General features: G+C 69.7%; 14 protein-coding genes. 4 read left to right on the top strand and 10 right to left on the bottom strand.

Translation table 11 applies throughout. From position 1 onward, the window contains the following. Nucleotides 1–53: 53 nt before the first annotated feature. The 8 genes from OG972_RS12025 to eccE form a co-directional block, all read right to left on the bottom strand. Nucleotides 54–1,049, bottom strand: coding sequence for an ABC transporter ATP-binding protein (locus OG972_RS12025; RefSeq protein ID WP_266980898.1), 996 nt, complete (start codon nt 1,047–1,049; stop codon nt 54–56). Next, on the bottom strand, nt 1,046–2,074 hold the full coding sequence (locus OG972_RS12020; protein ID WP_266980896.1) for an ABC transporter ATP-binding protein: 1,029 nt from the start codon (nt 2,072–2,074) through the stop codon (nt 1,046–1,048). Before OG972_RS12020 ends, OG972_RS12025 begins: the two co-directional genes overlap by 4 nt. Beyond that, nucleotides 2,071–3,006, bottom strand: coding sequence for an ABC transporter permease (locus OG972_RS12015; protein WP_266980894.1), 936 nt, complete (start codon nt 3,004–3,006; stop codon nt 2,071–2,073). The genes OG972_RS12020 and OG972_RS12015 overlap by 4 nt, the downstream gene beginning before the upstream one ends. After that, the gene (locus tag OG972_RS12010) at nt 3,003–4,085 is read right to left on the bottom strand and encodes an ABC transporter permease (RefSeq protein ID WP_266980893.1); all 1,083 of its coding nucleotides are present in this window, start codon (nt 4,083–4,085) and stop codon (nt 3,003–3,005) included. Before OG972_RS12010 ends, OG972_RS12015 begins: the two co-directional genes overlap by 4 nt. A gap of 94 nt (nt 4,086–4,179) precedes the next feature. Then, nucleotides 4,180–6,057 carry an ABC transporter substrate-binding protein gene (locus OG972_RS12005; protein WP_266980892.1) on the bottom strand — a complete coding sequence of 626 codons (1,878 nt, stop codon included), beginning with the start codon at nt 6,055–6,057 and terminating at the stop codon, nt 4,180–4,182. A gap of 197 nt (nt 6,058–6,254) precedes the next feature. Next, nucleotides 6,255–8,867, bottom strand: coding sequence for an SCO5717 family growth-regulating ATPase (locus OG972_RS12000; RefSeq protein WP_266980891.1), 2,613 nt, complete (start codon nt 8,865–8,867; stop codon nt 6,255–6,257). Between the two features lie 296 nt (nt 8,868–9,163). Next, nucleotides 9,164–9,886 carry a hypothetical protein gene (locus OG972_RS11995; protein ID WP_266980889.1) on the bottom strand — a complete coding sequence of 241 codons (723 nt, stop codon included), beginning with the start codon at nt 9,884–9,886 and terminating at the stop codon, nt 9,164–9,166. Further along, the gene (gene eccE / locus OG972_RS11990; protein ID WP_266980887.1) at nt 9,886–11,250 is read right to left on the bottom strand and encodes a type VII secretion protein EccE; all 1,365 of its coding nucleotides are present in this window, start codon (nt 11,248–11,250) and stop codon (nt 9,886–9,888) included. The genes OG972_RS11995 and eccE overlap by 1 nt, the downstream gene beginning before the upstream one ends. A gap of 224 nt (nt 11,251–11,474) precedes the next feature. On the opposite strand from eccE, the gene eccB reads away from it, so the two are divergent. The 4 genes from eccB to OG972_RS11970 all read left to right on the top strand — a co-directional run bounded on the left by eccB (nt 11,475) and on the right by OG972_RS11970 (nt 15,286). Then, nucleotides 11,475–13,025: a type VII secretion protein EccB gene (eccB, locus tag OG972_RS11985; RefSeq protein ID WP_266980885.1), complete on the top strand. Its 1,551-nt coding sequence runs from the start codon at nt 11,475–11,477 to the stop codon at nt 13,023–13,025. 46 nt (nt 13,026–13,071) lie between these two features. Beyond that, a complete protein-coding gene (gene mycP / locus OG972_RS11980; protein WP_266980883.1) occupies nt 13,072–14,295 on the top strand; it encodes a type VII secretion-associated serine protease mycosin in 1,224 nt (407 codons plus the stop codon). A gap of 268 nt (nt 14,296–14,563) precedes the next feature. After that, nucleotides 14,564–14,914 carry a hypothetical protein gene (locus OG972_RS11975; RefSeq protein ID WP_266980881.1) on the top strand — a complete coding sequence of 117 codons (351 nt, stop codon included), beginning with the start codon at nt 14,564–14,566 and terminating at the stop codon, nt 14,912–14,914. A gap of 63 nt (nt 14,915–14,977) precedes the next feature. Then, entirely contained in the window at nt 14,978–15,286 is a 309-nt protein-coding gene (locus OG972_RS11970; RefSeq protein ID WP_266980879.1) for a WXG100 family type VII secretion target, read from the top strand. Nucleotides 15,287–15,354: 68 nt separating this feature from the next. Here OG972_RS11970 and OG972_RS11965 read toward each other — a convergent pair whose 3' ends face one another. Both OG972_RS11965 and eccCa read right to left on the bottom strand, forming a co-directional pair. Then, nucleotides 15,355–15,588: a DUF397 domain-containing protein gene (locus tag OG972_RS11965; RefSeq protein ID WP_266980877.1), complete on the bottom strand. Its 234-nt coding sequence runs from the start codon at nt 15,586–15,588 to the stop codon at nt 15,355–15,357. Nucleotides 15,589–15,779: 191 nt separating this feature from the next. Continuing rightward, nucleotides 15,780–19,739: a type VII secretion protein EccCa gene (gene eccCa, locus OG972_RS11960; RefSeq protein ID WP_266980875.1), complete on the bottom strand. Its 3,960-nt coding sequence runs from the start codon at nt 19,737–19,739 to the stop codon at nt 15,780–15,782. Nucleotides 19,740–19,888: the final 149 nt, after the last annotated feature.

Below are 19,888 nucleotides of genomic sequence, written 5' to 3'. Positions count from 1 at the left end.
GGCCGGGACCGCGGGCAGCGGTCCCGGCCGGAGCCGTCCAGGGCGGGGCGGCGTTAAACTTCCACGCCCGCCATCGCGTGCGCCCAGTGGCATGCCACCTGCGTCTCCCCGCTGCCCGCGAGCACCGGAAGATCCTTCGTGCGGCAGGCATCCGCCACCCCCGCCCGCTCGGCCTCGCCGGAAGCGAGGACCTGGCAGCGGGCATGGAACCGGCAGCCGGACGGCACCTTGGTCGGGTCCGGCGGCTCGCCCGTGAGGATCACCGGATCGCCCTCGGCCTCCGGCAGCACGGACAGCAGTGCCCGGGTGTACGGATGCTGCGGAGCTGTGAGGATCTGCTCGACCTCGCCCGTCTCCACGATCCGGCCGAGATACATCACCGCGACCCGGTCGGCGATGTTCCACGCCAGCCCCAGGTCGTGCGTGACCACCAGTGCGGACAGTCCCAGTTCGTCCCTCAGCCGCAGCAGCAGGGCCAGGATCTCACCGCGCACCGAGGCGTCGAGCGAGGCCACGGGTTCGTCGGCAACGATGAGTTCCGGTTCCAGGACGAGGGCGCCCGCGATCACGACGCGCTGGCGCTGACCGCCCGACAGCTCGTGCGGATAGCGCAGGAAGAACCGCTCGGGAGGCCGCAGCCCCGCCCGTGACAGCGCCTCCGCGACCGCCGCCCGCTCATCACCCGCGTACCCGTGGATCCGCAGCCCCTCCGCGACCGCGTCGTACACCGTGTGCCGCGGGTTGAGCGAGCCGCTGGGGTCCTGCAGTACGAGCTGGACGCGCTTGCGGTACGCCTTCAGGGCACGGCCCGAGTAGGCGAGCGGCTTGCCGCCGAACGTGACCCGGCCGGACGTCGGAGGGACGAGCCCCAGCAGGGAACGCGCCAGCGTCGTCTTGCCACACCCGGACTCGCCGACCAGCGCGACGATCTCGCCCGGCCGGATGTCCAGGTCGACACCGTCCACCGCGCGCGCCGTCGCTGCTCCGCGCCGGCCGGGGAAGGCGACCTTCAGTTCCTCCGCGCTCAGCAGGGGAGTGGGGGTGGTCATGTTGTGCTCCTTGCTTCCTCGGCACCCTGGCGGGGCGCGGCGCCGGCCGCCCCCGGCTCCACCAGCACACAGGCGGCCCGCCGCAGGGCATCCGACTCCCGCAGCTCCTGGTCCTGCGTGGTGCAGGAGTCCAGCGCCACCGGACAGCGCGGATGGAACGTGCAGCCGGCGGGCAGGGCCGACGGGTCAGGCGGATCGCCGGGCAGCCCTCGGGGCGCGAACCGGGACGCCGGGTCCCCGATGCGCGGGAACGCGCCCGACAGTGCCTTGCTGTACGGATGGTGCGCGTCCTCGTAGACCTGGGACGCCGGGCCCTCCTCCACGACCCGGCCCGCGTACATCACCGCGAGCCGGTCACAGGTGTCCGAGAGCACGGCCAGGTCATGGCTGATCATGATCAGACCCAGGTCCTGTTCGGACACCAGCTGCTCGATCAGGCGCAGGATCTGGGCCTGGATCATCACATCGAGGGCGGTCGTCGGCTCGTCGGCGATGATCAGGCCCGGATCGCAGGCGAGCGCCATCGCGATCATCACGCGCTGTCGCTGCCCCCCGGAGAGCTCGTGCGGATAGGAGTCGGCGCGGGAGGCCGGCAGTCCCACCTGCTCCAGGAGTTCGCCGACCTTCTTCTTCGCCCCGGACGGGGTGGCCTTCCTGTGCAGCAGGATCGGCTCGGCGATCTGGTCCCCGATGCGGTGCACGGCGTTCAGCGAATGCATCGCGCCCTGGAACACGATCGAGGCACCTGCCCAGCGCACCGCCCTGACCTGGCCCCACTTCATGGTGAGGACGTCCTCGCCGTTCAGCAGGATCCGGCCGGAGACCTTCGTCCCGGCGGGCAGCAGCCGCAGCAGTGCCAGCGCCAGGGTGGACTTGCCGCAGCCCGACTCCCCGGCGATGCCGAGCTTCTGGCCCGCGTCGACGCTGAGGTTCACGCCGCGGACCGCGCGGGCACCGCCGGCGTACGTGACCGAGAGGTCGCGGACGTCCAGCAGGGGCGCTTTCTGTGTACTCGGTGTATTCAACGGGCCACCCCCAGTCTGGGGTTGAGGACGGACTCGATCGCGCGGCCGCACAGAGTGAACGACAGGGCCACCAGGGCGATGGCGACACCGGGCGGTGCCAGGTACCACCAGTCGCCCGCGCTCACCGCGCCCGCCTCACGTGCGTCCTGGAGCATGCCGCCCCAGGAGGTGATGGTCGGGTCGCCGAGGCCGAGGAAGGCGAGCGTGGCCTCGGTGAGGATTGCGCTCGAGATCACGAGCGTGGTCTGCGCGAGCACCAGCGGCATCACGTTCGGCAGCACATGCCGGGTCATGATGTGCCCGTGCCCGCCGCCCAGCGCGCGGGCGCGCTCGATGTACGGGCGTGACTCCACGGCGAGCGTCTGGGCACGGACGAGCCGGGCCGTGGTCGGCCAGGTGGTGACGCCGATCGCGATGATGATCGTCCAGATGGAGCGGTCCATCACGGTGGCGAGCGCGATCGCGAGAACCAGGGTCGGCATCACCAGGAACCAGTCGGTGACCCGCATCAGCACGGTCGAGTACCAGCCGTGGAAGTGGCCCGCGACGATACCGACGACCGTGCCGATCGCCACGCACAGGAACGCGGCGAGCAGTCCCACGGTGAGCGAGACGCGCGCACCCCACACCAGGAGTGCCAGGACGCTGCGTCCGAACTGGTCGGTACCGAGCGGGAATTCTCCGCTGGGCGATTCGAGGGCGCCGCCCGGTGCGGCGGTGACGCTCTGCGAGTCGGCGCCGGCCAGCGTGGGCGCGAACACGGCGATCAGCGCGATGAGGATGAGCCCGGCCAGCCCCCACAGGCCTCCCCGGTGCGTGCGGTACTCCCGCCAGAAGCGGGCCAGGGACTGGCGCTTACGGGCCCGGGCCAGGGCGCGCGGGTTCGTGGTCACGCCCGCTTCGTTCTGCACGGGCAATGGTTCGGTCGTCATCGGCCCACCCGGGGATCGAGCAGCGGATACAGCACGTCGGCGAGGGTGTTCGCCAGGATCACCGCAGTGGCGAAGACGAAGAACAGCCCTTGGACGAGGGGGAGGTCGGGAACGCTGAGCCCCTGGTAGAAGAGACCGCCGAGACCAGGCCAGGAGAACACCGTCTCGACCAGGATCTGGCCCGCCACGACATGCCCCAGGTTCACGAACATCAGTGTGAATGTCGGCAGCATCGCGTTCGGAACGGCGTGCTTGCGCCGTACGACATCGTCACGGAGCCCCTTTGCGCGAGCCGTCGTCAGATAGTCGCTGCCCATCTCGTCCAGGAGCGAGGAACGCATCACGAGGAGCGTCTGCGCATAGCCGACCGCGACCAGTGTGATCACCGGAAGCACCAGGTGATGGGCGACATCGATGACGTACGCGAAGCCGGTCTCCCCGCCCGACTCCAGGCCCCCCGTCGGGAACATGCCGGGGATCGGGCCGATGCCCACCGAGAAGACGATGATGAGCAGCAGACCGAGCCAGAACGACGGCACCGAGTAGAGCGTGAGCGCGAACGCGGTGTTGAAGCGATCGCTGCGGGAGCCGTTGCGCCAGGCCGTACGGGTGCCCAGCCAGATACCGAGCGCGGTGTAGAGGACGTACGCCGTGCCGGTGAGCAGCACCGTTGCCGGGAGCGCCTCGGTGATCTTGTCGATGACGGGGGCGTGGAACTGGAACGAGGTACCGAAGTCCCCGGTCAGCGCGTCACCCACATAACTCGTGAACTGCTTCCAGAGCGGCTGGTCGAGGCCGAACTGGTGTCTGAGCGACTCCAGCTGCTCCGCGGAGACGCGGCGGCCGCCGGTCATCTGCTTCACAGGGTCGCTGGGGATGAGCCGGAAGAGGAAGAAACTGGTGACCAGAACGGCGAACAGTGAGACAACCGCTCCCGCGATCTTGGCTGCCACGTACTGGAGATAGGCCTTGGTGTTGCGCGCCCGTGGGCCGCGGGCGGCCGACGGCCCGGCCGGAGCCGGGCCGTCGGTGTCCGCATCCGCGTTCTGCACGAGCGCCGGAGTGCTGTCAGCTGTCATGGGGAACTCTCGTTACTCGTGCTGCACTTGGAGGGACCGGCAGGGAGGGTGTCGCGACCCCGTGCTGCCGGTCCCTCTCATCCCGTTCGCGTGATTATTCGCGGTCCTCCGCCGTGGTGCGGCGGCGACGCGTGATGAGGAACCCGCCACCGGCGAGCACCACCACGGCGACGACGATGCCGATGACGACACCGGTGGAGTTGCCACCGTTGTCGCTGCCCGAACCGCTCTTGCCGTCGGCCGTCGGAACGGCCGACCACCAACTCCAGTACCCATCCTGGCCGTAGATGTTGCCGGCCGCCTCGGGCATGGTGGTGATGGACTTGATCTGGTCCGTCCGGTACGCCTCGACCGCGTTCGGGTACGCGATGATGTTCATGTACCCGGAGTCGTACAACCACGACTCCATCTGCTTGACGGTGTCCGCCCGCTTGGCCGGGTCGTACTCGGCGAGCTGCTTCTTGTACAGCTCGTCATACGTCTTGTCGCAGATGAAGTTGTCCGTGGCGGCGCTCTCCTTGGCCTTGGCGGGCAGGGCGGAGCAGGTGTGGATGCCGAGGACGAAGTCCGGGTCCGGGTTGACGGACCAGCCGTCGAACGCGAGGTCGTACTCACCGGCATACCAGGGCACGGAGACGTCGTCGAGACAGTCCACCTTCAGCCCGATGCCGAGCTTGCCCCACCACTCCTTGAGGTACTTGCCGATCGCCTTGTCGTTGGGGTCCGTGGCATGGCACAGGATGCGCAGGTCGAGCGGCTTGCCGTCCTTGCCGACACGCTGGTCGCCCTTGAGCTTGTAGCCCGCCTGGTCGAGCAGCTTGGCCGCCCGGGCCGGGTCGTACGCCAGCGTCTGGCTGTCGGACGGCTGCCAGAAGTAGTCCCCGTAGCGCGGCGGGATGTACCCCTGGCCCTCGACGGCGTGCCCCTGGAAGACCTTGTCGATGATGGTCTTGCGGTCGACCGAGAGGAAGAGCGCCTGGCGCACCTTCTGGTCGAGCAGGGCCTTGTTGCCGTTGCCGAACTTCTTGCCGTCCTTGGTCTGCGCGCCCGGGTTGGTCGCCAGTGCGAAGAAGCGGCGGCCCGGCCCCTCGTTGACCTTGATGTTCTTGTCGCCCTTGAGGGACGCGGCCTGGGCGGGCGTCAGCGCGGGGGCGCCCGCGACGAAGGACACCTCACCCTTGCGCAGCGCGGCGACCGCGGCGTCCTGGTCCTTGTACGTCTTGAAGACCAGCTCGTCGAACTTGGGCGCACCGCGCCAGAAGTTCTTGTTGGCCTTGAGCTTCACATACTGGTCGACCTTGTAGTCGGTCAGGATGAACGGCCCGTTCCCCACGATGGGGAACTTCGTGTCGTTGTTGAACTTCGAGAAGTCCCCGACCTTCTCCCAGACGTGCTTGGGAACGATCGGTACATCGAGCGCGGCCATGGTGGCCTGCGGTTCCTTGAGCTCGATGACCAGCTTGTCCGGGCTGGGTGCCGTCACCTTCTTGAAGTTGGCGACGAAGCTGCCGTTCGCCGTGGCGGCGCCCTCGTCGGTCATCATCTTGTTGAAGGTCCACGCCGCGTCCTCGGCTGTGGCCTGCTGTCCGTCCGACCACTTGGAGTTGGACCGAATGGTGTACGTCCAGGTCAACTTGTCCGCGGACGGCTCCCACTTGGTGGCGAGACCGGGGATCGTGTGGTTGTCCTTGGCGTCGTAGTTGGTGAGGAAGTCGTACATGAGCCGGTGGACGCTGGTGCTCATGAGCCGCTGAGCGAGGAACGGGCTCAGCGAGTCGACGCTCTGCGCCACCGCGACAGTCAGCGTCGTCTTGCCGTTGTCGGCGGCCTGTGCCTGCTGGGGCGCGGCGCCGAGGGGCATCCCCGGGACGATCGACCCCGCGGCCAGGGCAAGGGCCGCGGCACCGGTAGCCAGGAGGGTACGCAGACGTGAGCGTGGCTGAGCGGAGGGTGGTGGGACTCTTGTGACCATGGACGGGGACCTCGCGTCATGACTCGCACGGAGAAGGCGGGTTGATCTCTGGTTCGCCAGCTGGTGAAGCGAAGGTTTATCAGCGGTGGTCGAGCCGCGTCAACGGTGTGCCAAATGGCGTGTGGGCTGCAGGAATGCGCAGAGGGCCCGCACCGTGGGAACGGTGCGGGCCCTCATTGGTTCAGACCTCTGATGCCTTACTGCTGAGGCGCTGGCGGCAGCTGCGGAGGCTGCTGCTGCCAGCCGTTCTGCTGCCCGCCGGGACCCGGTTGCGGCGGGTAGGGCTGCTGGGTCTGCCGGCCGTCGTAAGGCTGCTGGGGCGGATACGGCTGTCCCGGACCCTGGGGCTGTTGAGGCTGCTGGGGCGGATACGGCTGCCCCGGTTGCTGCGGCGCGTACTGCTGCTGACCGGGCATCTGGTGTCCGGGCATCGGCGGGGCGTACTGCGGCGGCGGGTTGCTGCCGTCCGAGGTCCACAGCCCCTGCTGCTGCTGGGCGCGCGCGAAGTCCTCGGCCACCATCGCGGAGAGGTTGAAGTACGCCTCACGCGTCTTCGGACGCATCATGTCGAGATCGACCTCGGCACCGGCCGACAGATGCTCGTCGAACGGGACGACGACCACGCCCCGGCAGCGCGTCTCGAAGTGTTGCACGATGTCATCGACCTTGATCATCTTGCCGGTCTCGCGGACCCCGGAGATGACGGTGATGGACCGCTGCACCAGATCCGCGTACCCGTGCGCCGAGAGCCAGTCCAGTGTGGTGGAGGCGCTGGACGCACCGTCGACCGACGGGGTCGAGATGATGATCAACTGATCGGCGAGGTCCAACACCCCACGCATCGCGCTGTAGAGCAGACCGGTGCCCGAGTCGGTGAGGATGATCGGGTACTGCCGGCCGAGGACGTCGATCGCGCGCCGGTAGTCCTCGTCGTTGAAGGTCGTCGAGACCGCCGGGTCCACGTCGTTGGCGATGATCTCCAGGCCGGACGGCGCCTGAGAGGTGAAGCGGCGGATGTCCATGTACGAGTTGAGGTACGGGATCGCCTGGACCAGGTCACGGATGGTCGCCCCGGTCTCGCGGCGCACTCGGCGGCCGAGCGTACCGGCATCCGGGTTGGCGTCGATGGCGAGGATCTTGTCCTGCCGCTCGGTGGCCAGCGTCGCGCCGAGCGCGGTGGTCGTCGTGGTCTTCCCGACACCGCCCTTGAGGCTGATGACCGCGATCCGGTAGCAGGACAGCACGGGTGTACGGATCAGGTCGAGCTTGCGCTGCCGCTCGATCTCTTCCTTCTTGCTGCCCAGCTTGAAGCGGGACGCAGCGGACGGTGCGCGGCTGCTCTTCGCCTTCTGCTTGCCCCGGACCAGACGGTCGGAGGAGAGCTCAACGGCCGCCGTGTAGCCGAGCGGAGCACCCGGTACGGACCGCTCGCGCTGGTCATGCGTGACCGCCGTCGGCCAGGCCGCCCCGGTCCGCGGATCCACGGGCGGTCCCTGCGGCGTCTGTTGCTGCGGCGGCAGCTGCTGGTGGTGGGAAGGGGGCTGCGGGGCGACCGGCGCGGGCAGGTGCGGAGCGCCCTGAACCGGCGGCTGGGGTGCCTGGGGCGGCTGGAGCGCTTGGTGGGGCTGGAGCGCCTGGGGCGGCTGCGGGAATCCGTAACCACCCTGTGCTGCTTCCTGCTGTGCGGGCCACTGCGGTGCCTGCGGTGTCTGGGGCGGCTGGGGGAATCCGTAACTGACCTGCTGCACAGGTGTTCCCTGAGCGGGCGGCTGCGGTGCGGGCAGCTGGGCGGGCTGCGGCGCCTGCGGCGCCTGCGGCGCCTGGGGCGCCTGGGGTGTCTGTGCAGCGTTCGGGAATCCGTAACCACCGGGCGCCTCGCTCGCCGGAGCGGGAGCCGGAGCCGTCGCGGGCCACTGCGGCGCCGGCTGGGGCGCGTTGGGCTGCGGAGTGGCGGGCTGGAAGGAGGGCGGCAGCGGCGGCAGGCCGCCTTGCGCGGGCGGCGCCGGGGCCCACGGCGTCGGGGCGGCGGGCGGCGTGGCGTCCTGAGGTGCCGGAGCCGGAGCGGCAGCCGCGGGCACGGAGTCGGCGGGTGCGTCGGACGGAGCGTCGGCGCCGTCATCCGGAGCGTCCTCGGCAACGGAGTCCGTACCGTTGTCGGCCTCCGCGTCCGAAGGCTGCGCGGCATCGGCCCGGCTGGGCTGCTCGGGCTGCTCGGACCGGACGGAATCCGACGGTACGGAATCGGCTCCGGCCGTCACACCCGTGTCCGTACCGACCGGGCCGTCGTCAGGGGCTTCGGAACCGGCACCGGAACCGACCCGCACCCCGTCCGCGGCCGCCAGCGCAGCCGCCTCCCGCTCCGCGATCTCGCGCTTCAGCGCGGCAGGTGAGAACCGCATGGTCGCGCCGCTCTCCACATCACCACCCCCGAAGGGATCCGGCGCGCCGTTCCCCGCGCCCTCCGCAGGGGTGGGCGAAGAAGCTGCGGCGGAAGCGACAGGAGGCGTCTGACCCATAGGCGCCACAGGCGGAGCGGGCGCAGGCGCGGGCGGCGCCGGGGTCCAGTCGGGTTCGAAGCCGCCCCCGGCCGGCAGCCCGGGCGCGGACACAGGCGCACCATGGGGCGGCGGAGGCGGCGCCAGGTGTGTTCCGGCCCCGCCCGACGAGTCCCCCGACGCGTTCTGCGTGTACCAGGCGGGCGGGGTGTAGTCGATGGTGAACTCACCCGTCATCTCGGCGGGCTCCGCGTCGGACGACTCGTCGACGGGCCTGTTCCAGCCCCCTCGGATTTCGTCCCGATCGCCGTTCACTTTGCCTCCTGGTGTGGTCGAGCACCCTTGTGCCGTGGTGGGTGGGGGCGGCCGTTCCCGTATTCCGAACCGCCCGGCTCTCCCCCTCGGGGCGCGCATTGCCTGCCCGCAGGTCTTCTGCCGCGCCCGGACCCACCCTAATCGTCATCGGGCCCGCTCCGGCAGGCCGTAGGGCACCGTAAGAGCTGTCCCGTGCATCACTCACTGCCCTCAAGTGAACCGAGTGCGGCGGATTGTGAACGGCGAAGCGGTCAAACTTGTACATCTACGTACGGAATTCCAAACGCCCCGTACGCTCAGTCCATCCGGCGCGCACTGCCCAGCAGGCCGCTCTCGGCATCGGTTGCCTGAGTCATCACGAACTGCCGGTCCCCCTTCCCGCACCAGAGGGTGACCCCGTCCGCCAGAGTCGACAGTGCCTGCGTCTCGGTCGCCGACAGGTGCACGATTCGCCCGATCTGCGCCGCTTCATCGGGAGACACTCGCTGAATCCCCACCAGGGACGACTTCTCGATCAGCCGGGGCGCCACGGGACTCAGATACGGAAGCAGCGTCAGCACCGACTGCCAGGGACCGGACACCACGCGCCCGCGCGGCGGCCGCATGCCGCAGTCCCGCACCACGACCACCGGGCTGCCGGCCGAGGCGCCCTGCGGCGGCACCCGCCCCACGTCGTGCAGCGAGATGCACGGCTGGCCGCCGCCGGCCGCCTGCGCGAGAGTCGCCCAGGCGTGGGCGCGGCCGGTCTCCACCACGATCCGGGCACCGGTCGCCGCCGCCCGCAGCGCCAGCACCTGTGCCGTCCACAGCCCGCCGATCAGCGTGACGTCGTACGGGGTCGGCCGGTTGAGGCCCAGCACGGCGGGCCGCCCTTCGGCGTCCACACCGATCACGGTGCCGTCGTCACCCACCGGAAGGGCCAGTGCTGCCAGTTGGTCGACGGAGACCGTGTGGCGCTCCCGTCGCGGTCCGATCAGTCCGAAGCCCAGCCGGGTGCGAGCACGGGTGGAGGATGACATCAGCGGGTACCCCCGAGCGGCAGTGTGGCGAGCATGCCGGGCAGTTGCTCGCGGTCGAGCCGAACCAGTGACGTCTTCACGCCACGCGCCGTGCGCTCCAACTCGTGTCGCGCGGCCAGCAGTTCCTCGTCGCTGCGCCCGGTGATCCGGACGTGCCCCGCGATCGAGATCTCCTGCCGTGCGGTGTGACTCATCGTCAAACTGAAGGTCGTGGCCAGCGCCGGGATCGAGGTGAGCAGGGCGACCAGCTGCGGCATAGACGCCCCGCCGTTCCCCGCACCGCTGCCGCCGCCGGTGCCGAACTGCGGCCAGCGGCCCACCCAGTAGGTGGTGTGACGCCGGTCGTCGCAGCGCCAGGTCCGGGAGGTCTCCTCGGTGCGCCGTACCGGCGACCCGGTCCGGCCCGCCTGCGCCATCGCCATCTGGCTGACGCAGGCCGAGGTCGCGATCGCCGACGTCAACTCCTGCTCGGTCAGTACTTTCGCGCGGAATCCCGCCCCGGCCAGCCGGCTGGCCAGCTGGTCGCCGGCGCGCACCACGCACTTCTGCGCCCCTACGATGCCGCCGCCGCGCGCCTGCACGGCCTCCGGGCAGAGCTCGGGGTCGAGCTTGAGTGCGATCCAAGTGATCCGGAGCGCGGGCGACCCCGTCTGCGCCTGCAGCGGCGCGTAGTTGCGCGCCGCGATGGACTGTGCGGGCAGATGCGGGGCGGGTGCGGGCTGGGTGTGCTGCACGATCTGCGCCGACTCCAGACGGATGCCGTCGACGTGGAGCACATCCCTCACGAGCGCCAGGGGCAGCGGCCGCGCGGACCGGTCGGGCCGCAGCGCCGTGGCGTCCGACTCGATCTGCAGGACGGCTGTGACGAACGTACCGTCGCCGATCATGCCGACCGGCCGCCGATCGCGGTCGCTGAACGCGTAGGTACGCAGCGCCGGGTCGCACTCGACGACGGGCGCGATCCCCGGCTCGGTACCCGCGGGCAGCACCAGCGAGGCGGCCCTGCGGGTGCGTGCGCGCAGGGCGAGCGCGGTGGCCAGCCACTCCGGCAGCGAACGGCGGTGCCTGCGGACGACGGCGAGCATCACCAGCAGCGCGGCGAACACTGTGGCCGGGACCAGCAGCAGGGGTTCGACCACCCACGCGGCGAAGAGCAGCGCGGCCGCGATCTCGATCAACACGAGTTGTTGCAATCGGAACGAACCAATGCGCCCGGGGCGTCCGTTCAGCCGCGGCGCGGCCTGTCCGCCGGGGCCGTGGGCGCCCCCGTCCGGGACGCCGGAGGCTGCTGCTCCGGTGGTCCGGGGAGGACCGGAGAGCCGTGTGTTACCGGCCGGACGTGTCCGCGTCGCGGAACCCATCATTCCGGTATTCCCCCGTTCATAAGGCCCCCATTCGACCCGATCACCCCTGTCCCGCCGGGGGCTTTGGCGGCTGGATCAGCCTACCCGCCCCGCGGCCGCCCGCCATCGGCAGGCATAGTAGGGGCCGGTCCGGCAGCGAGGTCCGGCAACCGGGGTCCGGCACAGGGGTCGGGGGACACGAACTCCTGGAGCCGCGCGGGGAGACACGGGAGACAGACGAACTCATGGCATCACGGCGGGATGAGCTCAACGCGTACACCTTTGCGAAGAAACGCACGGTGGCGGCATTCCTCCAACCCTCGCCCACCGGCACCGAAGAGGGCGCCCCGCGCCCGCTGCGCGCCGTCCTGCCGAGCATGGTGGTCGGGGCGTTGATCCTCGCGGGCTTCGGCGCCTACGGCATGTTCAAGCCCACGGCACCCAAGGACTGGGACAAGCCCTTCGCCAAGGTGATCGTCGGCAAGAAGTCCACCACCCGTTACGTGGTGCTCACCACCGGCAAGGGCAAGAAGAAAAAGACCCTGCTGCATCCCGTACTGAACCTCGCCTCGGCCCGGCTGCTCCTCACCCCGCAGCAGTACGAGGTCATCCAGGTCCCCGACGACATCCTCGACGCGGGCAAACCGCCGCGCGGACCGATCCTCGGTATCCCGTACGCCCCCGACCGGCTGCCCGAGGCGAAGGACGCGGGCACGGCGAAGCGGTGGGCGGTCTGCGTTCAGCCCGGCGGCAAGGGCAACACCGTGCAGAAGGCCGCCTTCGTCTTCGCCGAACGCGACAACAAGCTGACCGAGGGCCGAAAGCAGCTCAGTGGCGGCCAGGTGCTCTACGTCAAGGGCCAGACCGGCGCCCGCTACCTCGTCGACGCGAGTGGCACCAAGTACCGCATCGACGAGACCGCCGCCGACAACGGCCATCTGACCAGCGCCCTGGTCGGCAGCCGGCTTCCGCAGTCCGTCACCGACGACTGGCTGGCCACGCTGCACGACGGAAGCTCGATCGTCTTCCCGCGGATCCCCGGCACGGTCGGCGCGCCCGCACACGTCCAGGGCCGGCTCTCCGCCGAGGAGAACCGGGTCGGCATGGTCCTCAGAACCAGGAACGGCGAAGGCATCAGCCATTACGTCGTGCTCGACGGCAGGATTCAGCCGATCTCCGCGTTCACCGCCTGGCTGCTGATCAACTCCCCGCAGACCGCGGGGCTGAACCTGGACAGCGAGGCACGCGCCGTCGGTCTGCAGAAGTTCGTCCCCGACCGTGCGACCTTCGCCGGCCAGGCCGCGCACTGGCCGGCCCGCAAGACCGACCAGGTGAACTCCGTGGAGGGCGGCAGCGGCGGCCGGGACACCATCTGCAGCGTGCTGCGCGCGGTGGACGACACGGGCCGTACGACCCTGAGCACCTGGGCGGGCACCTCGTACCCCGCCACTGTCGGCACCGGTGGCACCAGCACGTACGTCACCCCCGGCAGCGGTCTCCTCTATACCCAGGTCCGGGGGACGCAGACGCGCCCCGACGGATCACTCTTCCTGGTGACCGACACCGGATTGCGGTACGCGGTACAGGCGAACGGCGACAGCGACGCCGCACGCTCCGACATCGGAGCCGGCGACCAGCAGAACCGGACGGACGGCCGCCCCGAGCCCAGCCGGGCGCAGATCAGGCTCGGATACGAAAAGGTGGCGCCCGCCCTCGTACCGATCGCCTGGTCCGAGTTCCTGTCCAAGGGGCCCCGGCTCGACACCAACAGCGCCCGTCAGCCCCAGGGCTCGTGACCGGGGCACCCGCTCGGAGCTCGTGGAACTCGGGGGAGAGGAACGAATGTTGTACCGGAAGACGGCCCTCCTGACGGCGGCCGGCGCCGCACTGGCCGCACTCGCGGCGCCGCACGCCGCATACGCCGCCGAAGAAGCCCGGGGAACCGGCCGGCCGGCCCTGGACGGCAGCGGCGAATGCACGTTCCCGATGAAGAAGCAGTTCGCCGGCCGCCCCTGGTCGTTGCAGCGGGTCCTCCTCGACGAACTGTGGCAGGACACCAAAGGCAAGGGCGTCCGCGTCGCCGTCATCGACACCGGCGTCGACAACACCAACCCCCAGCTCCAGGACGCCGTCGACGCCTCCGCGGGCGCCGACTACCTGCAGGGCGGCAAGAGCGACGGCACGGTCGACGAGGTCGGCCACGGCACGAAGGTCGCCGGCATCATCGCCGCCCGCCCCAGCAAGGGCACCGGCTTCGTCGGACTCGCCCCCGAGGCCACGATCGTCCCGATCCGCCAGAACGACGAGAAGAACAATGGCAAGGACACCACGATGGCCACCGCGATCGACCATGCGATCGCCGAGGGGGTCCAGGTCATCAACATCTCCCAGGACACCACGAAGCCGCTGACACCCACATCCGCGCTGGGCAGGGCGGTGGCCAGGGCGCTCCACAAGAACATCGTCGTGGTCGCTTCCGCGGGCAACGACGGCATGGACGGCAAGCTGCGGAGCACGTATCCGGCGGCCTTCGAGGGTGTCCTCGCCGTCGCCTCGTCCGACCGCAACAACGAACGCGCCCCCTTCTCCCAGGCCGGTGCGTTCGTCGGCGTCGCCGCACCGGGTGTCGACATCGTCTCCACCGTCCCCGGCTACGGCCAGTGCACCGACAACGGCACCAGCTTCTCCGCTCCGTACGTGGCCGGGGTCGCCGCCCTGATGCGCGCCAAGTACCCGAAATGGACGGCCGCCCAGATCGTCGCCCGGATCGAACAGACCGCTGAACGCTCCGTCAACGGCCATGACGACTTCGTCGGCTGGGGCGTCGTCGACCCGGTCCGCGCACTCTCCGGCGACGACACCCCGCAGGACGCCGCGCACCCGGACGCGGGACCGCCGAAGGCCCAGGCCCCCGACCCGGCACGGCTGTCGATGTCCGAGACCTCGCAGGAGCGCAGCGAGCAGTATGCGACGTACGCACTGGTCCTGGCGGCCGTGCTGATCTCCGTGGTCGCCGGTACCGCGACCGTCGTCCGGGATCTCCGGCGACGCCGGGGTGTGCAGTGAGCGGTGAGCACACGCCCGGGTGAAGTAACTCCTCCCTCATGAAGTGCAGTTGGGGAGAGGTGGCGAAGTGGCTAGGGTAGGAGCCGACTTCACGAATGTGACGGGGGGAACGAGACGTGGTCGCATCCGGTCCAGGGGCGCGGGGACACCGCCGCACCCCTCCCCGTCCCCGTACTTCCCCGACTCCGCACCAGGAGTACTCGGGGCTGGAAGAAAGCCTGGCCGCACGATGCGGTCGGGACCGGGAACTGAGAGATAGGACCTCCGGATGACCAACCCTTCAGGTGGTTTCGGACTCGCCGACGATCCGATCACCCAGGCGAAGAACAAGATCATCGAAACCGCGGGAGCGGTGTCCAGGCAGTCCAGGGAGCTGGCCAACATCCTTGAGACGGCTGCCGCCGGATGGACCGGTGTCGGGGCCTCGGGATTCACTTCCGCACAGGTCATGATCAACGAGGACCACGACCAGATCCGCCGGATGCTCAACGTCCTTCTGAACGCGGTAAGCGAGACCAAGAACCTCAGCAACGCCAACGACGAAGAGGTCCGCGCGGCCTTCGGCGCGGTCAAGGGGCAGGCGTCGCCCGTCAACACCTCCGGGCTGAACGGCGTCTGAACGCGGCCGAACCACGCCGCAGCCCGCCTTCCGCACACCAGCCGAGCACCGAGGAGCAGACAGATGACCGGACAGGACCCGAACACCAAGGTCAGGTACGAGAGCGTCCAGGAGATGGCGAACCGCATCCGTGCGGTCTCGAAGAACATCATCAAGGACCTGCAGGAGATGAACGCCGCGCTGAAGGTCGTCACCGACACCTGGGACGGTGAGGCCCACCGGGAGTATGTGGCACTCCAGCACAAGTACAGGGGCAGGGCCGATGACATGAAGGACCGGCTGGAGGAGGTCGCGAAGATCATCGAGAACGGCAAGGACCACTACCGCGCGACGGACCTCAAGTCCTCGCGCGCGTTCACCGAGGCGTACTGACCGCGGACCGCACACGGAGAAGGGGCACACTCACCGAAGCATGCCCCTTCCCCTGTCCGTACGGAGTCCTAGGTCAGGTCGAACTCGCCGTCCCGCGCGCCCAGGACGAAGGCCCGCCACTCGGCCTCCGTGTACCGCAGCACCGTCTCCGGATCCAGCGAGGACCGCATCGCCACTGCCCCGCCCGGCAGATGGGCGATCTCGACGCGCTCCTCGGCGTCTTCCGTACCGGGGGCACTCAGCCACTCCACCCCCGAGATGTCGAGTGCGTACAGCTCGTCCTTCTCCGCTTGTGTGCCCATCAGGTGTCTTTCCTCTCCCACGGCGGTACGTTGCGTCGCCCGCGTGCAGACTATCGCCGCTCCCACGCCCCACCGGCCCGGTATGGACAGCCTCCGCACCGCAGTGGTAGAGACCGCCCGGCCCGCAGGCAGCCTCACCGGAGCATGCGTGCGATCCGGGTGCGGTTGCCCGCGGCGTGGCCCCCGTCGCTTCAGCGCAGCTCCGGTAGCCGCCCGATCTGCACCAGCGGGTTCCCCCGCCGCCGCGAGGCGAAGTAACCGCGTCCCGGTGGCATCGCATGCCCACGCACCGAACCGATCAGATCGCCCTCGGACGGATCGCCGGACAGCACCACGCCCTGTGCCCCCAGCTCCTTGATGCGCTGCATGAACGACTCGTACATCGCCCGCGACGCCCCGGCCGAGTTGCGCGCGATGATGAACCGGACACCCGTGTCCCGTGCGAACGGCAGATACTCCGCCAGCGGGGCCAGTGGATTGCCCGCGTTCGTCGCCACCAGGTCGTAGTCGTCGACGATGATGAAGATCTGCGGCCCGGTCCACCAGCTGCGGTCGCGCAACTGCTGCGGCGTGACATCCGTCGGCGGCTGCCGCCGCGCGAACACGCCGGCCAGCGCCTCCATATGCATCTGCATCGAGCTCGCCATCGGCGCGTACTCCAGCAGATGACTCTCCGGCAGCGCACCCAGCAGGGCCCGCCGGTAGTCGCCGACGACGAGCTTCGCCTCGTCCGGGGAGTAGCGCTCCGAGATCTGCTTGGCGATCAGCCGCAGCAGGTTCGTCTTCCCTGACTCGCTCTCGCCGAAAACCAGGAAGAACGGATCCGTCTCGAAATCGACGAACACCGGCTCCAGATCGGTCTCGTCGATTCCGATCGCGATGCCCCGCTGCGGGAACTCGAAGCCCTTCGGCAGCTGGTCGGCAGGCAGCTTGCGCGGCAGCAGGCGCACGGCCGGGGCCGCCGACCCCGCCCAGTTCGTCTTCACCGCCTCGACGAACGCCGCCGCGCCGTCGGCGAGATCGGCAGCGCTGCTGCTGGAGTCGATACGTGGCAGCGCCCCCATGAAGTGCAGTTTCTCCGGCACCTGACCACGCCCCGGGACACCCTGCGGCACGTTCACCGCGACCTTGCGGTCGAACTCGGAGTCCATGACATCGCCGAGCCGCAGTTCGAGCCGCCCGAGGATCTGGTCCTTCAGCGCGGCCCGCACCTCCATGTATCGGGCGGCCGTGATGACGACGTGGATGCCGTACCCGAGACCGCGCGCGGCGATGTCCGTGACGACCTGCTCCAGCATCTCGTACTCGGCCCGGAAGCCGCCCCAGCCGTCGACGACCAGGAAGACGTCGCCCCAGGCCTCACCGGGGAGTTCGCCGAGGGCCCGTTTACGCCGGTAGGTGGCGATGGAGTCGATGGAGTGCGCACGGAAGAACTCCTCGCGCCTGTTCAGTACGCCGGCGACCTCCGCGACCGTACGCCGTACCCGCTCCGGGTCCAGCCGCGAGGCCATCCCGCCGACATGTGGCAGCTCCGCCAGCGACACCAGGCCGCCGCCACCGAAGTCGAGCCCGTAGAACTGCACTTCCTGCGGGGTGTGGGTGAGCGCGAACGACGAGATCAGCGTGCGCACCAGCGTCGACTTGCCGGACTGCGGACCGCCGACGACCATCATGTGGCCCGCCGCTCCCGAGAAGTCCCGGTACAGCACCTCGCGCCGCTGCTCGAAGGGCTTGTCGATCAGCCCGAGCGGAACGGTCAGCCCGCCAGGACGCGTGTACTCCGTCGAGGTGAATCCTCGCTCCGCGGTCGGCGCGAGCCCCGGCAGCAGCTGATCCAGCGTCGGCGCCCGGTCCAGCGGCGGCAGCCACACCTGATGGGCGGGCACCCCCTGACCCTCAAGACGCCGCACGATCACATCGAGCACCGTGTCCGCGAGCGCGTCGTCCTCCGCCCTCGTCCGCGCGGCCACCACATGCGCCGGATCCGGCGCCGCGTACACGACCGGCACCGGCAGCGCGCTGAACACCGCGGGCCGCCGCTCGATCGGCAGCGTCCCCACCGACAGGTCGGGACCACCTGTGCGGTACGTCCCCGACACATACGCCGCCTTGAACCGGGTCATCTCGTCCGTACCGAACTTGAGATAGCCGGAGCCCGGCACCGACGGCAGGTGATACGCGTCAGGTACCCCCAGCGCCGTACGGGACTCGGCGGCCGAGAAGGTTCGCAGACCGACCCGGTAGGAGAGGTAGGTGTCGAGCCCGCGCAGCTTGCCCTCCTCCAGACGCTGCGAGGCGAGCAGCAGATGCACACCCAGCGACCGGCCGATGCGGCCGATCTGGATGAACATGTCGATGAAGTCCGGCTTGGCGGTCAGCAGTTCGCTGAACTCGTCGATGACCAGGACCAGAGAGGCCAGCGGCTCCAGAGCCGCTCCCGCCGCGCGCGCCTTCTCGTAGTCATGGATGTTGGCGTAGTTGCCGGCCGAGCGCAGCAGTTCCTGCCGGCGCTGCAGCTCACCGCGGATCGCGTCACCCATGCGGTCCACGAGTGTCAGATCGTCCGCCAGGTTGGTGATGACCGCCGCCACGTGCGGCATGTGCGACATCCCGGCGAACGTCGCACCGCCCTTGAAGTCCGCCAGCACGAAGTTGAGTGTCTCCGAGGAGTGCGTGACCGCGAGCCCCAGCACCAGTGTCCGCAGCAGCTCCGACTTGCCGGACCCCGTCGCCCCGACACACAGCCCGTGCGGACCCATGCCCTCCTGTGCGGCCTCCTTCAGGTCCAGCATCACCGGCTGACCGTCCTCGCCGACCCCGATCGGTACCCGCAGCCGCTCCGAGACCGACCGAGGCCGCCAGGTGCGTGCCACATCGACCGACCCCGCGTCGCCGAGGTTCAGCAGATCCGTGAAGTCCAGGTTGGCGAGCAGCGGTTCGTCGTCGTCGCCCCCGCCCATCCACAGGGGTGCCAGCTGCCGGGCCAGCGCCTCCGCCGCCGGGAGCGACATCCCGTCCGGCACACCCTCGTACGCCAGACCCGCCCCCGACTCCAGGCGCAGCAGCCCGGGCCGCACCACCACGGAAAGACCGCCGCGCGGCTCGTCGAGCTCGGCGGACACCAGCTCGACGATCGTCACGCCCTGCAGCCCCTCGGCCGCAGCGAACAGCGAGTCCGGTGGCACCATTCCACCGTCGAGCACCACCACGACGTGCGGCTGGTCCAGCAGCGGCTGGCTCTCCCGGCCGAACCGCGGCCGCCCCTCCAGCCTGCTTGCCAACAGCTGTTCCAACTCGTTCAGATCATCGCTGAACAGCCGCTTCGTGCCGGCCCCGTCGATCTGCCCCGGCACCTGGACATGCGGAAGCCACTTCGTCCAGTCCCAGCGCGCCACCGCACCCGGCGCCGCCACCACGGCGACCAGCAGGTCCTCGGGGGAGTGCAGCGTCACCAGCTGCGCGACCATCGCGCGCGCCGCCGACTGCGCCGCCTCGGGTTGACCGGAGACTGTCACGTGGTAAAACGCCCGCATCGACACGGCCATCGGCAGCCCGTCCAACGACCCGTGCACCGCGAGGAACTGCTGCATCGCCCCGGCGCACATCGGTTCCAGCTCATCCACTGGAGCCGTGTCCGGAGCGACCAGCGGAGTCGACAGCTGCTGCGCCCCGAGGCCGACCCGCACCTGCCCGAAGTCCTTGTCCCCGACCCGTCGTTCCCACACCCGGCTGCCCTCGGCGACCACCGACCACAACTGCTCGGGGGCGGGCTGCAGATACAGCTGTACGTCACGCTGGGCGCGCGCGGTCCGACGTACTGTACGCCGCGTCTGCGCCAGGTATTTGAGGTAGTCGCGCCGCACATCTGCCATTTGCCCCTGCGTACCGCGGCGGTACCGGACCAGCTGCGCGACCACCATTGCGACGGTCGAGACAAGCATCAGAACGCCCATGATCCGCATGAACGGAGGGGCCTGCGGAGAGAAGAAGAAGACCACCGACGACCCCATGCCGAGCACCGGCAGGATCTGCATCAGCATGCCCTCCTGCTGACCGCGCGGCAGCTCGGGAGGGGCCTCCAACGTCAATTCGTCCATGGGTAGTTCCGGCGGCAGTGACCGCGGAGCTCGCTTCACGACGATCTGGCTCACCGGAACACCAATCCCTCGGAACGGACGGGCGGAAGGCCGATCGGACCGGCTCCGGACCCCCCGTGGCTGGCTCTGCGCGCGGACGTCCCTCCGCGCGACGGCGATCCTACTTGCCGATGACCTTCCTCCCTCCCGGTAGGGTGGCGCGC

It is taken from the genome of Streptomyces sp. NBC_01669, from assembly GCF_026339735.1.
Taxonomy (GTDB): Bacteria; Actinomycetota; Actinomycetes; order Streptomycetales; family Streptomycetaceae; genus Streptomyces; species Streptomyces yanii.
The sequence above is the reverse complement of the archived record's forward strand: the minus strand, read 5'-3'. Positions and strand labels throughout refer to the sequence as shown.